This is a genomic window from Pseudomonas sp. NUPR-001 (assembly GCF_052147955.1).
Taxonomy (GTDB): domain Bacteria; phylum Pseudomonadota; class Gammaproteobacteria; order Pseudomonadales; family Pseudomonadaceae; genus Aquipseudomonas.
Window position 1 is genome coordinate 2285608 of sequence record NZ_CP197353.1, and the last position, 15433, is coordinate 2301040.

Annotated in this window: 17 protein-coding genes; 8 read left to right on the forward strand and 9 right to left on the reverse strand. The window is 61.1% G+C overall.

Translation table 11 applies throughout. The annotated features are described in order from the left end of the window. Window positions 1–8: 8 nt before the first annotated feature. On the reverse strand, window positions 9–344 hold the full coding sequence (locus tag ACP6KB_RS10470; protein WP_442113641.1) for a c-type cytochrome: 336 nt from the start codon (window positions 342–344) through the stop codon (window positions 9–11). A gap of 38 nt (window positions 345–382) precedes the next feature. Continuing rightward, window positions 383–1858: an aldehyde dehydrogenase family protein gene (locus tag ACP6KB_RS10475; protein ID WP_442113642.1), complete on the reverse strand. Its 1476-nt coding sequence runs from the start codon at window positions 1856–1858 to the stop codon at window positions 383–385. Between the two features lie 328 nt (window positions 1859–2186). Here ACP6KB_RS10475 and ACP6KB_RS10480 point away from each other — a divergent pair, with 328 nt between their 5' ends. Beyond that, window positions 2187–4025: a sigma 54-interacting transcriptional regulator gene (locus tag ACP6KB_RS10480; RefSeq protein WP_442113643.1), complete on the forward strand. Its 1839-nt coding sequence runs from the start codon at window positions 2187–2189 to the stop codon at window positions 4023–4025. Between the two features lie 20 nt (window positions 4026–4045). Here the strand turns inward: ACP6KB_RS10480 and ACP6KB_RS10485 are convergent, their stop codons facing one another. Next, window positions 4046–4969, reverse strand: a complete 924-nt coding sequence (locus ACP6KB_RS10485; RefSeq protein ID WP_442113644.1) for a SphA family protein — start codon at window positions 4967–4969, stop codon at window positions 4046–4048. A 244-nt stretch (window positions 4970–5213) separates the two neighbouring features. Next, window positions 5214–6092 (reverse strand): helix-turn-helix domain-containing protein, encoded by an 879-nt coding sequence (locus tag ACP6KB_RS10490; protein WP_442113645.1) that lies wholly within the window; start codon window positions 6090–6092, stop codon window positions 5214–5216. Window positions 6093–6287: 195 nt separating this feature from the next. On the opposite strand from ACP6KB_RS10490, the gene pobA reads away from it, so the two are divergent. Beyond that, the gene (pobA, locus tag ACP6KB_RS10495; RefSeq protein ID WP_442113646.1) at window positions 6288–7475 is read left to right on the forward strand and encodes a 4-hydroxybenzoate 3-monooxygenase; all 1188 of its coding nucleotides are present in this window, start codon (window positions 6288–6290) and stop codon (window positions 7473–7475) included. A gap of 17 nt (window positions 7476–7492) precedes the next feature. Then, on the forward strand, window positions 7493–7669 hold the full coding sequence (gene tatA, locus ACP6KB_RS10500) for a twin-arginine translocase TatA/TatE family subunit (protein WP_442113647.1): 177 nt from the start codon (window positions 7493–7495) through the stop codon (window positions 7667–7669). Window positions 7670–7672: 3 nt separating this feature from the next. On the opposite strand, the gene ACP6KB_RS10505 is transcribed toward tatA, so the two are convergent. Then, a complete protein-coding gene (locus ACP6KB_RS10505) occupies window positions 7673–8335 on the reverse strand; it encodes an ankyrin repeat domain-containing protein (RefSeq protein ID WP_442114290.1) in 663 nt (220 codons plus the stop codon). 114 nt (window positions 8336–8449) lie between these two features. Here ACP6KB_RS10505 and ACP6KB_RS10510 point away from each other — a divergent pair, with 114 nt between their 5' ends. Next, a complete protein-coding gene (locus ACP6KB_RS10510; RefSeq protein ID WP_442113648.1) occupies window positions 8450–9331 on the forward strand; it encodes a LysR substrate-binding domain-containing protein in 882 nt (293 codons plus the stop codon). On the opposite strand, the gene ACP6KB_RS10515 is transcribed toward ACP6KB_RS10510, so the two are convergent. After that, window positions 9332–9955 carry an START domain-containing protein gene (locus ACP6KB_RS10515; protein ID WP_442113649.1) on the reverse strand — a complete coding sequence of 208 codons (624 nt, stop codon included), beginning with the start codon at window positions 9953–9955 and terminating at the stop codon, window positions 9332–9334. It abuts the gene before it with no gap. 157 nt (window positions 9956–10112) lie between these two features. Beyond that, window positions 10113–10949, reverse strand: a complete 837-nt coding sequence (locus ACP6KB_RS10520) for a bifunctional allantoicase/(S)-ureidoglycine aminohydrolase (RefSeq protein ID WP_133212404.1) — start codon at window positions 10947–10949, stop codon at window positions 10113–10115. A gap of 203 nt (window positions 10950–11152) precedes the next feature. Between ACP6KB_RS10520 and ACP6KB_RS10525 the strand changes: the two genes are divergently transcribed. Continuing rightward, a complete protein-coding gene (locus ACP6KB_RS10525) occupies window positions 11153–11614 on the forward strand; it encodes an FAD/FMN-containing dehydrogenase (RefSeq protein ID WP_442113650.1) in 462 nt (153 codons plus the stop codon). Window positions 11615–11708: 94 nt separating this feature from the next. Here ACP6KB_RS10525 and ACP6KB_RS10530 read toward each other — a convergent pair whose 3' ends face one another. After that, on the reverse strand, window positions 11709–12173 hold the full coding sequence (locus tag ACP6KB_RS10530) for an Lrp/AsnC family transcriptional regulator (protein ID WP_442113651.1): 465 nt from the start codon (window positions 12171–12173) through the stop codon (window positions 11709–11711). 101 nt (window positions 12174–12274) lie between these two features. Here ACP6KB_RS10530 and rarD point away from each other — a divergent pair, with 101 nt between their 5' ends. After that, window positions 12275–13213 carry an EamA family transporter RarD gene (gene rarD, locus ACP6KB_RS10535; protein ID WP_442113652.1) on the forward strand — a complete coding sequence of 313 codons (939 nt, stop codon included), beginning with the start codon at window positions 12275–12277 and terminating at the stop codon, window positions 13211–13213. Here the strand turns inward: rarD and ACP6KB_RS10540 are convergent. Next, complete coding sequence (locus ACP6KB_RS10540; RefSeq protein WP_442113653.1) at window positions 13177–14184, reverse strand: GlxA family transcriptional regulator; 1008 nt, start codon at window positions 14182–14184, stop codon at window positions 13177–13179. The genes rarD and ACP6KB_RS10540 overlap by 37 nt on opposite strands. On the opposite strand from ACP6KB_RS10540, the gene ACP6KB_RS10545 reads away from it, so the two are divergent. Together ACP6KB_RS10545 and ACP6KB_RS10550 are read left to right on the forward strand one after the other, a co-directional pair. Then, window positions 14184–14828: a hypothetical protein gene (locus ACP6KB_RS10545; RefSeq protein ID WP_442113654.1), complete on the forward strand. Its 645-nt coding sequence runs from the start codon at window positions 14184–14186 to the stop codon at window positions 14826–14828. The genes ACP6KB_RS10540 and ACP6KB_RS10545 overlap by 1 nt on opposite strands. Window positions 14829–14855: 27 nt before the next feature. After that, a complete protein-coding gene (locus ACP6KB_RS10550; RefSeq protein ID WP_442113655.1) occupies window positions 14856–15419 on the forward strand; it encodes a hypothetical protein in 564 nt (187 codons plus the stop codon). Window positions 15420–15433: the final 14 nt, after the last annotated feature.

Here is a 15433-nt window from a genome sequence, read left to right on the forward strand (position 1 = left end):
CACTGCCCTCAGGGTTTGGCCGCTGGCGCAGGCGATTTGGAAATGTACTCGGCCATCTGGCGCAAGGCGTTGTCGTCGATGAACGAGGCCGGGAAGGCGGGCATGGCACGAAAGCCGTTGCGTACCACGGCGCTGATGTACTCAGGTGGCAATTGCCGGCCGGTGATCTGCGGGCCGACCTGGCCTTCATGGCAATGGCCGCAGACTTTGGCATAGACATTTTCACCGCCTTTCCACACGCCATCGCCATCGGCGGCGGCCGTGCCGGCAAGCACAATCAACGGTAGGGCAAGGCAACTGGTGATGGTCCGTCGCACAGCCTGGGGCTTGGGCAGTAGGGACATTGCGGACTCCTTATTGTTATCGGGTGTAGGCGTAGCAATCAGAACGGGTAGTGACGCGGTTGGTGTTGCACGCTGATCCAGTGATCAGTGGTGAACTCGTCGATGGCCCAGTCGCCGTTGAAACGGCCCAGGCCCGAGTTTTTCTCGCCGCCGAATGGCGCGTTGGGTTCGTCGTTGACCGGGATGTCGTTGATGTGGGTCATGCCGACATGCAGGCGCTGGGCGAACTGCACGCCACGCTCCAGGCTGGCGCTGAACACTGCGCTGGACAGCCCGTATTCACTGCGATTGGCCAGCTCCAGGGCATGTTCGGCATCGCGTGCGGCCTGGATCCCCACCAACGGACCGAAGATCTCTTCGTGAGCGATGTCCATATCGGCGCTGACATTGCCGAACACATGCGGTGGCAGCACATTGCCCTGGGCCTCGCCACCGAGCAGCAGTTGGGCGCCTTCGGCGTGTGCCGTGGCAATTTTTTCCTGCAGACCGGCCAACTGGCGGGCGTTGATCACCGGGCCGATCACCGTGCCAGGCAGGCTCGGGTCGCCGCAGGGCAGGGCTTTGACCCGCTCGACAAAGCGCTGGGTGAAGGCTTCGAGCAGCGGCTGTTCAACGATGATGCGGTTGACCGCCATGCAGATCTGGCCCTGGTGCAGGAACTTGCCCACCACCGCGGCATTGACCGCCTGTTCCACATCGGCATCGGCCAGCACCACGAACGGGCTGTTGCCGCCCAGTTCCAGCGCTAAATGCTTGAGGTGCTCACCGCCGCTGGCGATGCGGCCGATGTTGCGACCGACCTGGGTGGAGCCGGTGAACGAAATGAAGGCTGGCACCGGGTGCTCGACAAACGCATCGCCGATCTCGGCACCGGCACCCACCACCACGCTCAACGCCCCGGCGGGCAAGCCGGCTTCTTCGAAGATGCGCGCCAGCAGCAGACCGCCGCTGACCGGGGTGTCGCTGGCCGGTTTGACCACCACGGTGTTGCCCAGGGCCAAGGCCGGTGCCAGGGAGCGTGCGGTCAGGTGCAAGGGGAAGTTCCACGGGCTGATCACCCCGATCACCCCCAGCGGCTTGCGGTACACACGGCTTTCTTTGCCGGGCACATTGGAGTTGACGATACGCCCGTGCACGCGGCTGGGCAGGCTCGCCGACTCGAGGGTGATGGCGCGGGCGGCGCCCCATTCGATCTGGGCTTTGATCCGCGTGCTGCCGGATTCGCGGATGATCCAGTCAATGATCTCTTCGCGGCGTTCATCGAAAATGTGTACGGCTTGGAGCATCACCTGGCTGCGTGCTGCAGGCGACTGCGCGGCCCATTCGGTCTGGACCTGATGCGCACGGTGGTAGGCCGCGTCGAGGTCGTCACGGTTGGCCAAGGGGATCTCCAGCAGCTGTTGCTGGTTGTACGGGTCGAGCACCGTCAGCGAACGCTCGGCGCTGCCCGCACGCCATTGTCCGGCCAACGGCTGCAGGTGAAGATTCTGGTAGGCAGGGCGGGTAGGGGTCATCGGCTTCTCTCTTGTTGTGTCGAAAGGGTTTCGATGAACAGCCCATAACAACTATCGTGCCACCTCCGGCTTTGTGTAGAAAAACCAATAAAAACAAATAGATATGGATATTTTGTGATTCGAGCACAGCAATGTGCAGAGAGCAGGTGCGAATTTTTATGCAGAGAAGTCGCCGATTGCAGAAAGCTCGACGTTGGCCGGCGATTGCAAAATCCGGGCGGTAATCGGCCACTAAGGCAGTTCAGGGCGGCCCTAGGCTGACTGGCTAATTGACCCGGCGGCAGTGGGGGGCATACTGCAGGCTTAACTTCTGCCGTTGATATTGCCTATGACAACTACAAAGCCTGGCAAAGCTGGCCGCGCCGTGGATGAAGACTTTTTCAAACAGGTATTGGGCCGTCAGAAAAGCCTGATCGTCGACCGTACCAGCCAGTTCGGCAGTAGCGGACTGCCCTCGGCCGAACAACTGGCGCAGTCGGTGGCCTTTGCTCCGCAAGACGGCAGTATCTGGTTGTGTGGCCAGCGCATGATGCTGCTGCAAGGCTCAGCCTTCGGCGCAATCCGCCGCGAACTGATCGAGGCGCTGGGCCTGGACAAGGCCCGCGGTCTGCTTACCCGCATCGGCTGGCAAGCCGGTGCCCGCGATGCCGCGCAGGTCAGCGAGCAATGGCCCGAGGGTGATCACGCCAGCCTCTACAGCGCAGGGCCACGCCTGCACATGCTCGAAGGCATGGTCAATGTCGAGGTGGTGCGCTTCGAGATCGATTCAAGCGTTGGTCATTTCTACTCGGAGTTTCTCTGGCACAACTCGCTGGAAGTGGATGAGCACATCGCCGCCTATGGCCTGGGTGGCGAGCCCGCCTGCTGGATGGAGATCGGCTATGCCAGTGGTTATGCCTCCTCGCTGCTCGGTCGCCTGGTGGTGTTTCGTGAGCTGCAGTGCCGGGCGATGGGCCATGCCGCCTGCCGGATCGTCGGCAAGCCGGCCGAGCAGTGGGAAGACATCGATGTCGATCTGGCCTACCTCGACCCTGGTGACTTTCTCAGCCGCAGCACCTATACCTCGGCGGTCGATACCCGGGTGGCAGAGCTGGAGGTGCCGACCGATGCCAAACAGTTGGTGGGGATTTCCGCCAGCTTCGTCGCCGCCAGCCAGTTGTTGCAGCGGGTGGCGCCGACCCAGGCGACGGTGTTGCTGACCGGCGAGTCGGGGGTGGGCAAAGAGTTGTTCGCACACACGCTGCACCAGGCCAGCCGCCGTCAGCACATCCCGATGGTGGCGCTGAACTGTGCAACGCTGCCGGAAAACCTCATCGAAGCCGAGCTGTTCGGGGTTGAGCGCGGCGCCTTTACCGGCGCCGAGCGTTCGCGCCCGGGGCGTTTCGAACGGGCCAATGGCGGGACGCTGTTTCTCGATGAAATCGGCACCTTGAGCCTGCATGCCCAGAGCAAGATCCTGCGCGCCTTGCAGGAAGGCGAGATCGAGCGGGTCGGTGGCACCTCGGCGATTCAGGTTGATGTGCGGGTGATTGCCGCCACCAACCTGGACTTGCGCCGCGAGGTCGAAGCCGGGCGTTTTCGTGAAGACCTGTTCTATCGCCTGAACGTCTTCCCTATTCACTTGCCACCGCTGCGCGAGCGCCGTGAAGACATCCCGTTACTGATGAGCTACTTCCTGCATCGCTTCAGTCAACGCCATGGCCGCCAACTGGCGGGATTCAGCATGCGCCTGGTCAATGCGCTGCTGACCTACCGTTTCCCTGGCAATATCCGCGAATTGCAGAACCTGGTGGAGCGTGGAGTGATCGCCGCCAGCGATGGAGAGGTGATCGATGTGGTGCACCTGGCGGAAGCGGGAGCGTCATTGATGGAGTCGGCCATCGGTTTGACCGGTGAGGGGCGTCTGGCCGTCGAAACGGCGCAACCGCAGGCACGCCCGCCAGTCACTGAAGATGCGCCGGAATCAGCGGATGCCAGTGCGCCTGAGCTGGCCAGCCTGCAGGCGTTCTTTGCCGGGCAGGAGCGGGTGCTGGGCACGTCGCTGGAGGACATTGAACGGCGCCTGGTGCGCCTGGCGCTGGAGCGCTCGGGTGGTAATGTCACGGCAGCGGCGCAGATGCTCGGTATGAGCCGTGCGCAGGTCAGCTACCGGCTCAAGGGGAGCTGACCTGTACCACCGGTTACCGGTTACAGTGCTGTGGTGAATTTGAGCCAGTAGGTTTGCCCCTCGGCGCGGTTACGTACGCCGGATTCGTCTTGCCATTTGGCGCTGAACATCCAGCCTTGCTTGCTGCTGTACTGCACGGCGGGACCGATGGAGAACGAGCGGCCGCGGTTGCCGTCGGTGGCGTCGACCAGGGCCGCCGCTGAGCAGTCGGCAGCGCTGCACTTGTCGTCGCTGACCTGCTGATAGGCGTGGCCGCCGACGCCGATCACCCAGCCGTTGCCCAGGCCCCAGCCGAGGGTGTAGTCGGCGTGCAATTCGCGGCCTGACTGGTAGTTGGTGGCGCGGTTTTCGAAGTTGTAGTCGTACATCAGGCGCACATCGGCATTCAGGCCGGCCGGGTCCAGGTAGGTCATCGCCAGCACACCTTGCACGGTGTAGTAGTTGTTGCCGAGGTTGATCAGGTCGTCCTCGTCGTATTCGCTGGCGGTGGGCAGGACGAAATCGACACCGGTGGCGATGTGCAGTTTTTCACTGGGATGAAAGCCGATCACCGGCCCCAGGTGCGCATCACCGATGCCGCGCTTGTGATCGTGCGGGCCACCTTTGACGTTCAGGCGCATGTCGTTCAACGGCAGCAGGGCATGGAAGCCCAGATCGCCGCCGAGTACTTTCTGTTCGGTTACCCAGACAAAACGTGGGACCAGGGTGGTAACGCGCAGGTCGATATCGGCAGCCTTGGCGCCACTGTTGTCGCGCAGACTGTCGGCCAGGTAGTTGCCGACGAAAATCTGGCCGTAGGTACCCGGTGGCGGCAGGATACCCATGCCGTAAATCTCGATACCCATGGGCCATGAGGAAATACCGCCTTCAGTGGCCTGCGCCTGCCAGGCAGAGGCGCACAGCAACAGACTGGTAGCGAGGTGCAGCGGGGCGTGTTTGAACATGAGAGGGTCAACCTTATTGTTATGGGGCTGGCGCCGTGCAGCGACGCCTGGGCAGCCTCTCTCAAAATGCGTGCCAGGATTTAAAGCGTTATATATCAATAGGTTGCGTTTGTTGTTGGTTGGGGCTGGTGGTCGGGCGGAGGGAATTGTTAAGAAATTTCTGCAGGTTGCGGAAAAGTCAGAATCTTTTTCGCGGGGCAAGCCCGCTCCCACCGGCCGCTGTGGGAGCGGGCTTGCCCCGCGATCAGGAGACACCGGCCTGGCGAAAGGCATTCGGCGTCTGCCCGCACAGGCGCCGGAAGAACCGCGAAAAATAAGTCGGGTCACTGAAACCCAGGCTGTCGGATAGCTGGCTGATGGTCATGTTGGTGTAAATCAGGCTGCGCCGGGCTTCGAGCAGTACGCGCTGGTGAATGATCTGCAGCGCAGTCTGCCCGGCCAGTTCCCGGCACAGTGTGTTCAGTTGCACAGTGGAAATACCCAGACGATGGGCAAACAACTCGACCGACAGGTGTTCGCGGTAATGCTGCTCGACCAGTTTGATAAAGCGCGCCAGCAGTTGCTGGTTGCGTTCGTCGCGATTGCCCGACGGGCTGATGGCCTGGCTGCGACGGCTGATCCAGACCATCAGCGACGTCACCAGTGAGTGCAACAGCAAGTCACGCGCCGGGGCGCTGCCTTCGTATTCCTGATGCAGCACACGGATGAGCGTGTACAAGGTGCGCTGGTCGGCGCCCAGGCGATAGCAGCCAGCCGAGGCCAGCACGGTCAGCGGTGCACCGAGTTGTGCTTCCAGTTGCGCAACCAGCGGGGCGCCGAGGGTCAGTACATAGCCATCGATGTCTTCGGAAAACTGAAAACCGTGCACGGTCATCGGTGGAATGACCTGAATCGCCGCTTCGCGCACCACACTGCGTCGGCCTTCCAGCTCGATCTGTGCCTGACCGCGCCGCACGTACAGCAATTGGAACAGATCGGCATGCCGGTGCGGCTTGATTTCCCAGTGGTGCAGGCTGCTTCGTTTGGGGATCGATTCGCAGTGCAGCAGGTCAGGCGTTGGCCAGGCCTGGCTTTCGCCGTACAGCTTGAACACCGGGATTTTCGGCAGGCTGGAGCGTTTCATGATGGGCAATCCAGGGAGACTGAAGCAATTGACGGCTTGTCCGATAATCGAACCAAATTTATAAAAGTGCAATTTATCGGCGGAATATCACCTTTTTATCCGGTTTTTGTCAGCAAAAATGCAGGGGCACATAACAACAATAGCTGCCGGCACGCTCAGCTCCAAGCGCCTGCAGCCCCTAGCGAGACGAAAACAATGAAAACTCAGGTAGCCATTATCGGCGCCGGGCCTTCGGGCCTTCTGCTTGGCCAACTGCTGCACAAGGCCGGTATCGACAACGTCATCATCGAGCGCCAGACCCCCGACTACGTACTCGGCCGCATCCGCGCCGGGGTGCTGGAACAAGGCACCGTCGACCTGCTGCGCGAAGCCGGGGTGTCCGACCGCATGGACGCCGAAGGCCTGGTACACGATGGCGTGGAACTGCTGGTCGGTGGCAAACGCATTCGTGTCGACCTCAAGGCGCTGACCGGCGGCAAGACCGTCATGGTCTACGGCCAGACCGAAGTCACCCGTGACCTGATGGACGCCCGTGCGGCCAGTGGCGCACCGATCATTTATGCCGCCGACAATGTTCAGCCGCACGAGATGAAGGGCGAGCAGCCCTACGTCACCTATGAGAAAGATGGCCAGACCCACCGCATCGATTGCGACTACATCGCCGGTTGCGATGGCTTCCACGGTGTGGCGCGCAAGAGCATTCCAGAGTCGGTACTCACCCACTATGAGCGCGTTTACCCCTTCGGCTGGCTGGGCCTGTTGTCTGACACCCCACCAGTCAACCACGAACTGATCTATGCCCATCACGAGCGTGGCTTCGTGCTGTGCAGCCAGCGCTCGCTGACGCGTAGCCGTTACTACCTGCAGGTGCCGCTGACCGACCATGTTGATGACTGGTCTGATGAGCGCTTCTGGAATGAGCTCAAGGCGCGCTTGCCTGAAGAGGTTGGCCAGCGTCTGGTGACCGGCCCGGCCCTGGAAAAGAGCATCGCGCCGCTGCGCAGCTATGTGGTCGAGCCGATGCAGTACGGCAAGCTGTTCCTGGTCGGCGACGCCGCCCATATCGTCCCGCCAACCGGCGCCAAAGGCCTGAACCTGGCGGCTTCGGACGTTTGCTACCTGTACCGCATCCTGGTCAAGGTCTATCGCGAAGGCCGGACCGACTTACTCGACACCTACTCCGAGCTGGCCTTGCGCCGCGTGTGGAAAGGCGAGCGCTTCAGCTGGTTCATGACCAACCTGCTGCACGACTTCGGTGAGCAAAAAGACGCCTGGGACCAGAAGATGCAGCAGGCTGACCGAGAGTACTTCTTCAACTCGCACGCAGGTCTGGTCAACATCGCCGAGAACTACGTGGGCCTGCCGTTCGAAGCCATCGAATAAGCGAAGGAGGGTGGAGCATGGGAGTGTTCGACTGGAAACACTGGGTGGTTCTGCTGGTTGTGGTGGTGTTGGTGTTTGGCAGCAAGCGCCTGAAAACCCTGGGTAGCGACCTGGGCGAGTCGATCAAGGGATTCCGGCGCTCGGTGAACGCTGACGAAGCGCCGCAACCGCCAGCCAAGATCGATCAGGGGTGAGGCCTATCGCGGGGAAGTGGGAGCGGGCTTGCCCCGCGATGCATTCTCCAGAATCTTCACCATCGCCGAATAGCCCCGGGCCCGCGCATGGGCCAACGGCGTCACCCCGTCCTTGTCGGTAATGTTCACATCGGCCCCGGCTTGCACCAGCATCTCGACGATCTGCACATGCCGCGGGCCGCCATCACTGAGGACGATGGCTTCCATCAGTGCCGTCCAGTGCAGGCGGTTCAGGTGATTCACATCGACACCTGCCTCAATCAACGTGCGCACGGTGTCGACGTGCCCGCGCTCGGCTGCCGGGATCAAGGCCGTGCCACCGTAGCGGTTGGTGCTTTTGAGGTCGGCACCATGAGCCAGGGTCAGCTCGAGGATCTGGTTCAAGCCTCGCGCGCCGGCATACAGGTACGGGCTGTCGTCAATGTTGTCCTTGGCATTGACGTCGGCACCCGCCTCGATCAACACCCGTGCAGCGTCCACCTGATTGCGCTGGGTCGCCAGCAGCAGGGGCGTGCGGCCTCGTGCGTCCCGGGCTTCGAGTGCAGCACCTTGGGCAAGCAGGTTGCGGATGCGTTCGGCGTTGCCGCTCTCTGCCGCTTCCCTCAGCTGGCTTTCCAGTACTGCGCCTTCAGCGCTGGCAGTCAGTGAGGTCATCATGGCCAGCATGAATGCAAGCAAGACCTTGAAGTGTGCCAGGCGCATCCGCTTGTCTCCGTTTGTTGTCGAGTGGTTGGCGGCATGATAGAAATCGTACTTCCTATTTAGAAGTTAAATATTTACATGGATATCAGTGTAAAACCGAATAGGTCGTTGTTCGATCTGGACCTGCTTCGGGCGATTGTCGTGGTGGCCGATTGCGGCAGCTTTACCACCGCCGCCGCACGCCTGCATTCCACGCAGTCGACCGTGAGCCAGAAGGTGCGGCGCCTGGAAGACATGGTGGGCCATCGCTTGCTGGTGCGGGGCAATCGCGATGTATTGCCCACCGATGCCGGCCAGACCCTGCTCGGCTACGCCCGGCACATGCTAGCGCTGAACGACCAGATGCTTGAAGCCCTGGCCGGTGCCACGGTGGGAGTGACGGTGCGCTTGGGCGTACCGGAAGATTTTGTTGGCGGGCGCACCACCAATGCGCTGTCGGCGTTCAACCGCAAGTACCAGCAGGTCAAGCTGGAGGTCACCAGCGGCCTGTGTCGTGACTTGAGCCAGAGCTACGACAACGGTGAGCTGGACCTGGTGCTGCTCAAGCAGCGGCGTAACAGCCGCGAAGGCGTCGCCTGCTGGCCGGAAGAGCTGCAGTGGATCGACAGTGCCAGCACTCCTTCGATCGACCTCGATCCGATCCCCTTGGTGACCTTTCCACCTCGCGGCCTGTACCGCGATGACATGATCAACGCCATCGAAAGCATGGGCCGGCGCTGGCGTATCAGTTTCACCAGTTCCAGCCTCAGTGGCATCCAGGCGGCGGTCGCCGATGGCATGGGCATCAGCCTGCTGCCGCCCCGTGCGGCTACTCGCGAACACGCGGTATTGGGTACGCAGAACGGCCTGCCAGTGATCGACAGCTACGAGATTGTTATCGTCCATCGTCCCACCGCCGACCCGATGGTCAAGGAACTTGCCGGGGTGTTGGCCGGGTTGCTGCAGGCCCATGAGGTGTAGTCATTCGTCGGGCGCTGCTCGCAGCCCCTGGCGCTCGGCAACTGCGCGCAAGGTGCGTAGCGACACCATCGGCGCATCGATGACGAACTGATTGGCCAGCCATGAAGGAATATCGCCGGCCGGTTCGGCCTCCAGTTGGTAAGTCACCTCAGTGAGCTGCTCACCCTTGGCGATCAGGGTCCAGAGGCCTTTGAGCTGAGTGACGCGGATCAGCCCGGGCTGGCGCTCGACTTTACCGGAAACGGCGCTGAGGTGACGGATTAGGCCGTCATCGGTACGTTCAGTCTGCACTTGAATCACCATGTCGCGGGGGCTGGCCGGCCAGGGTAGCTCAGTGGTCAGGTACACCCAGGTGCTGTCGCCTTCGACGTCCAGCAGGCGCATGCTTTTGCAGCCATACAGCCATTTGCAGGCCACCCGCAGATTTTCCTGCAGATCACTCAAGGTGCGCACATCGGTCTTGATCAGGGTGACGCCGCGAAAGCGTTGATACTTCGAGCCCGGCACGTCATCCAGGTACACCTGAATGCCATCTTCGTCCTTTGCCAGGTGCCAGGCCTCAGCGTGGGCGATGCCAGTGAGCAACATGAGCAGCAGCGCGCTGTACAGGTACCGAGGCTTCATCGCACAGGCTCCACAGCCACCGACAAGTGCAAACAGCATAGGCCGGTGGGAGCGGGCTTGCCCCGCGATCCCTCTTCACTGACACACTGCGATCGCGGGGCAAGCCCGCTCCCACCAGCAAAAAGCCCGCCGGTGAGGGCGGGCTTTTTTGTGCCACTTAGCGCTGAGGGTTCAGCACCAGGTTCATGTGACGGTTTACATCTTTGTACAGCAGGTAGCGGAACGGGCCTGGGCCGCCGGAGTAGCAGGCTTGCGGGCAGAAGGCGCGCAGCCACATGAAGTCACCGGCTTCGACTTCAACCCAGTCCTGGTTCAGGCGGTACACCGCTTTACCTTCCAGAACGTACAGGCCGTGTTCCATCACGTGAGTTTCCGCAAACGGAATCACGCCGCCTGGCTGGAAGGTCACGATGTTGACGTGCATGTCGTGGCGCATGTCGGCCATGTCGACGAAGCGCGTGGTGACCCAGGCGCCGTCGGTGCCTGGCATCGGGATCGGCTCGATGTCTTTCTCGTTGGTAACGAACGCTTCCGGCAGCGCCAGACCTTCAACCACCTGGTAGTGCTTGCGGATCCAGTGGAAGGTGACGTTTTTGCCGCTGTTGTTGCGCAGGCTCCACTCGGCAGCCGGCGGAATGAAGGCGTAGCCGCCTTCTTTCAGGGTGTAAGGCTTGCCTTGCAGGGTGATATCGACTTCGCCTTCGACAACGAACAGTACCGCTTCGGCGTTCTTGTCCAGCTCAGGACGCTCGCTGCCGCCTTCTGGCGCCAGTTCGACGATGTACTGCGAGAAGGTTTCCGAGAAGCCGGTCAGCGGACGGGCGATAACCCACATGCGCATCTTGTCCCAGAACGGCAGGTGGCTGGTGACGATGTCACGCATCACGCCTTTAGGGATCACGGCATAGGCTTCGGTAAACATGGCACGGTCTGTCAGCAGCTCGGTTTGAGCTGGGTGCCCACCGTGAGGGGCGTAGTAAGAAGATTTAGACATGGACAGTCTCGACTTGTTGTTGTGTCCCCGTGCCTGGCAGCGCCGGCTGGCTCTGCGGGGGGAGGCATGGACACGATATAGACAAGGCTGTGCCATCCACAAATTAAATGTTGAAATACCCGGTATTTGATTAGTGAATGCTTACAGGGCTGAATTCGCCTACCCTACGCCGCATCAACACTTAACCTACACCGAGGTCACTCGTGAAATACCTGATCGCCCTGTTTTTCAGCGTGTCGTCGTTGCTGGCCCAGGCCGTCGAAGTTGGCGACCGCCTGGAGCCCTGGACCTTGCTCGACCAGCATGACCAGGCCTACAGCCTCAATGACCAGACCCGTATCTTGCTGGTGGCACGTAACATGGACGGTGCCAAGCTGGTTAAAGCGGCCCTGGCCGATCGTCCCAAGGGCTACCTGGAAGCGCGCAACGCCGTGTTTGTCGCCGACATCCAGCGTATGCCGGCGCTGATCTCGAAACTCTTCGCCATCCCGGCCATGCGTGACTACAGCTACCGCGTGCTGCTCGACCGCGAGGGCAGTGTGGCCGCGCGCTATGCCGGTGCCGAAGACAAGGTACTGTGGTTGCAACTGGACAAAGGACAGGTCGTCAGCCAGCGAGAGTTCGCCTCAGCCGACGAACTGCGCCAAGCCCTGGAACAAAACTAACCTGTAGGAGCGGCGGTGCGGCGACCCGACTTGCCCCGCGATTCTATGTGTCTGACACACTGCAATCGCGAGGCAAGTTGGGTCGCCGCCGCTCCTACCGAATCGCTACCTGCAGAGTCGATTTCACCCGCTCCAGCACCACAATGGTCCGAAACCACTTCACGTTCGGGTTGTCATGGAACAACCGCTGCGTCAGGGCCTGAAATTCACTCATGCTCGCCACGGTCAGCACCAGCATGAAGTCGGCATCGCCGGTGACGTAATAGCACTGCTGGATCTCAGGCCCGCAAAAGGCCTGCTTCATCACTTCAAGGTCAGCCGACTGGGTACGGTCGGCATGCACCTCGACCATCAAAGTAATCACCTGGCCCACTTTTTCCGGGTCGACCACCGCCACATTGGCCTGGATCACCCCGGCGTTTTCAAGCCGCTGGATGCGCCGCTGCACCGATGCGCTGGAGAGATGCACCTGCTCGGCCAGCTCGCGCAGGGGCATGCTGTTGTCCTGTTGCAAAAGGTTGAGCAACGCGAGATCGAAGTCATCCAGGGCAGGCTTCATGTGCAAAAATTTCTCATTTTTGGGGTGAAAATCGAGGGCACTTTTCAGGCGTGACGCAATAAATTATCACCTCTCCAAGCCCTCCCGTGAAGGACAACGCAATGCGCCAGCCCACCACCGCCAATGCCTCTCTGGGCGTCGTGCTCAACGTCCTGGCATCGCTGCTGTTTGCCGTGATGTACGCCTATACCCATCTGCTTGAGCCATTGGGCGGTGAAGAGATCTACGGTTGGCGAATATTGCTGACGGTACCCTGCCTGACCTTGATGGTGCTGGCCAGCGGTCACTGGCACGAAGTGCGCCGGTTGTTTCAGCGGCTGTTCGAGGAACGCCTGTTCTGGGCGGTGCGCCTGGTGTCGGCGGCGCTGCTGGGGGTGCAGCTGTGGTTGTTCATGTGGGCACCGATCAATGGTTATGGCCTTGATGTTTCCTTAGGCTATTTCCTCATGCCGCTGACCATGGTGGTGGTCGGTCGGCTGGCCTTCAATGACAGCATCAGCCGCCTGCAGTTGCTGGCCTGTGCGCTGGCGGCCGTGGGCATCATCAACCAGATTGCGATTGCCAAGGCGATTACCTGGCCGGTACTGGTCGTGGGGCTGGGCTATCCCTTGTATTTTTGGCTGCGTCGGGTCAGTGACAGCAACAACATGGGCGGGCTGTGGTTCGACATGAGCCTGAGCCTGCCGGTCAGCCTGTGGCTGGTGGTCAAAGGTGGGGTGGTGCTCAGCGTTGCAGCCAGTGGTTCAAATTTGCCGTGGCTGGTGTTGGGGTTGGGGGCGATCAGTGCCTCGGCGTTGGCCTTGCAAGCGCTGTCGGGGCCACGCCTTAACCTGACCCTGTTCGGCTTGCTGGTTTACGTTGAGCCAATCTTCTTGGTACTGGCGTCGATCCTGTTGGGTGAGAGCATTGCTGCGGCGCAATGGCCTACCTACATCGCCATCTGGCTGGCAATGCTGGTGTTGATGGTGGAGGGTGGCCTGAACCTCAACAGCAACCGCCGAGGTTATTCGCCCAGCCGCTGCTCACGGGAAGGCGGATAGCCGAAATAAGCGCTGTAGCACTTGCTGAAGTGCGACACCGAAACAAAGCCGCAGGCAATCGCCACGTCCATCAGCGGCAAGTCCGAGTACTGCAACAGGCGCCGGCTTTTGGTGATGCGCAGTTCCATGTAATAGCGACTGGGTGAGGTGCCCAGTTGTGCCTGGAACAGGCGGTCGATCTGGCGTCTTGAGCGGCCACTGTAGCTGGCCAACTGATCCAGGCTCAGGGTTTCTTCCAGGTTGTTTTCCATCAACTCGACAATGGTACGCAGCGGCGCGCTCATGGACTTTTTCGAGCTGCTATCGACCCGCCGGAAACGCGCGCCGGAGAACGCCAGAATCTCTTCGACGCCAGCTGCCAACGCTTCGCCCTGTTGCAGCTTGAGCAGCGCCAGCATCAACTCCAGCGCGCCGTTGGGGCTGGCTGCGGTCAAGCGGTCGCGGTCCAGTACATAGCTCGCAGGCGTGATGGTGCTTTGCGTACTGCGCTCGGCCAGGCTGGCCCGTTGTTCGGGGTGGATGGTGCAGCTGTACCCGGCCAGTACACCGGCGCGGCCAAGAAAATACGCACCGTTCCATAGCCCGCCCAGGGCCAGGCCGTGACTGGCGGCGTCGCCAAGCAGGCGGTCCAGCTCCGGGTACTTCAGCGGTGTGCGCAAGCCTCCGCACACCACCAGCATGTCCAGGTTATCCAGGCTGCTGCGCGCCAGCCCGGCGGCATAGACTTCCAGCCCGAGGTCGCTGATGACCCGTTCGCTGCCCAACGACAGCGGGGTAATCACGAACAGCTCGTTCTGCAACAGGTTGGCCGTCACCAGCACATCCATGGCCACGGTAAAGCTGGCCATGGAGAAGTTCTCCAACAGCAAAAAACCGACCCGATAGGCCGGTGACGTGGAGGCCTGCGGGTGCTTGAGGTTCAGCATGTTGCTGGTACTGGTTTTCTGGCTGAAGTGGCGGGGGGTGGGCAATGTCGGCTCCGCTGGGCATTAAAGGGCTAAAGCATGCGCCGTTGATCATGCCTGACATCTGCGGGGATGCGAATACACTGACGGCTGATCCAGCCACACACGTCATCAGGGAGATCTACATGTCGGTACAAGGGTTGATTGAAAAGGGATTGAGGTATGCGCAGGCAGACTATGTGTCGATTGCCGAACGCGAGCGGTTTGACGTCAAGCCCAAGGAGGACCAGATCAAATGCGCGTTGTACCGCTCGTTTTGCGAGGCGGGTTATCTGGTGCATGTTGAGGCGAGCTACCAACGTAATCGTGGCCGGTGCGACCTGTACGCAGTCTGTGGTACTAGTAAGACCCGGGTAGCCATTGAAATCAAAACGGCCTGGGCAGGTAACGGTTGGACCAACAAGCCAGGCGAGCAGCAAAGCGCCTGGGAAGCCGACATACAGAAGATCAAGGGCGCTGAGGGCACGCAATGGGCTGACAGCGGGTATTTCATCCTGTGCTTCGCCTATGAGCGTGGCAGCGCTCATGAACACAGGCTACGCGAACGAATGCTGGGCCTTGGCGGTCAATGCATGCCGGCCTTCGCCCTGGCTGACTGGAATGGGCTCAACGAAGCGCAGTTTTGCCTGGTAAACGTATTCGGTGACTGAAACCGCTCCTAATCACAGAGTCGTGACATGCCTTCATCTCACCTCGACCCGCTCCGCCGCGAGATTGAACAGCGCCAGGTCGCTCCAGCCCCGGCGCCCTGGCAACTCAAGGCGCAGTTGACCGTCGCCGGCTTGCTTGAGGTCGGCTTCGACCATGACAGCGAGCTGTTGCTAGTCGCCTCCAGCTCCGGGCGCAGTGTGATCGATTGCCAGAGCGGGGCGAAGGTTGCCCGCGACCGCACCGACAACCTCGGCAGTGATCGTTACCTGCAAACCCGTGGTATCGGTCCGCTGCACGAGCGGGTCATCCATATGGCCGGAATCAACGGCGGCGGCCTGCCGTTGGCCACCGCAGATGGCTGGATGGTCGAGGACATCACCCTGGCATGGCCCGAACAGCACCTGTTGTTGGTGGAGCCGGGGTCGTGGCTGCACGGTGCGCGTTACAACCGGCCCGCGCTGTTTCACAAGCTGGCGGTGGAGTTGGAGGTGAGGGCGTTTGGCTTTTCCTACACCGGCTTGAGCCTGGTGATTGCCACTGCCGGCGACTTGCTGGTGTATGGACGTTGCGCTAAATCCTTGTCGACTTGAACGTCTGACCCCGC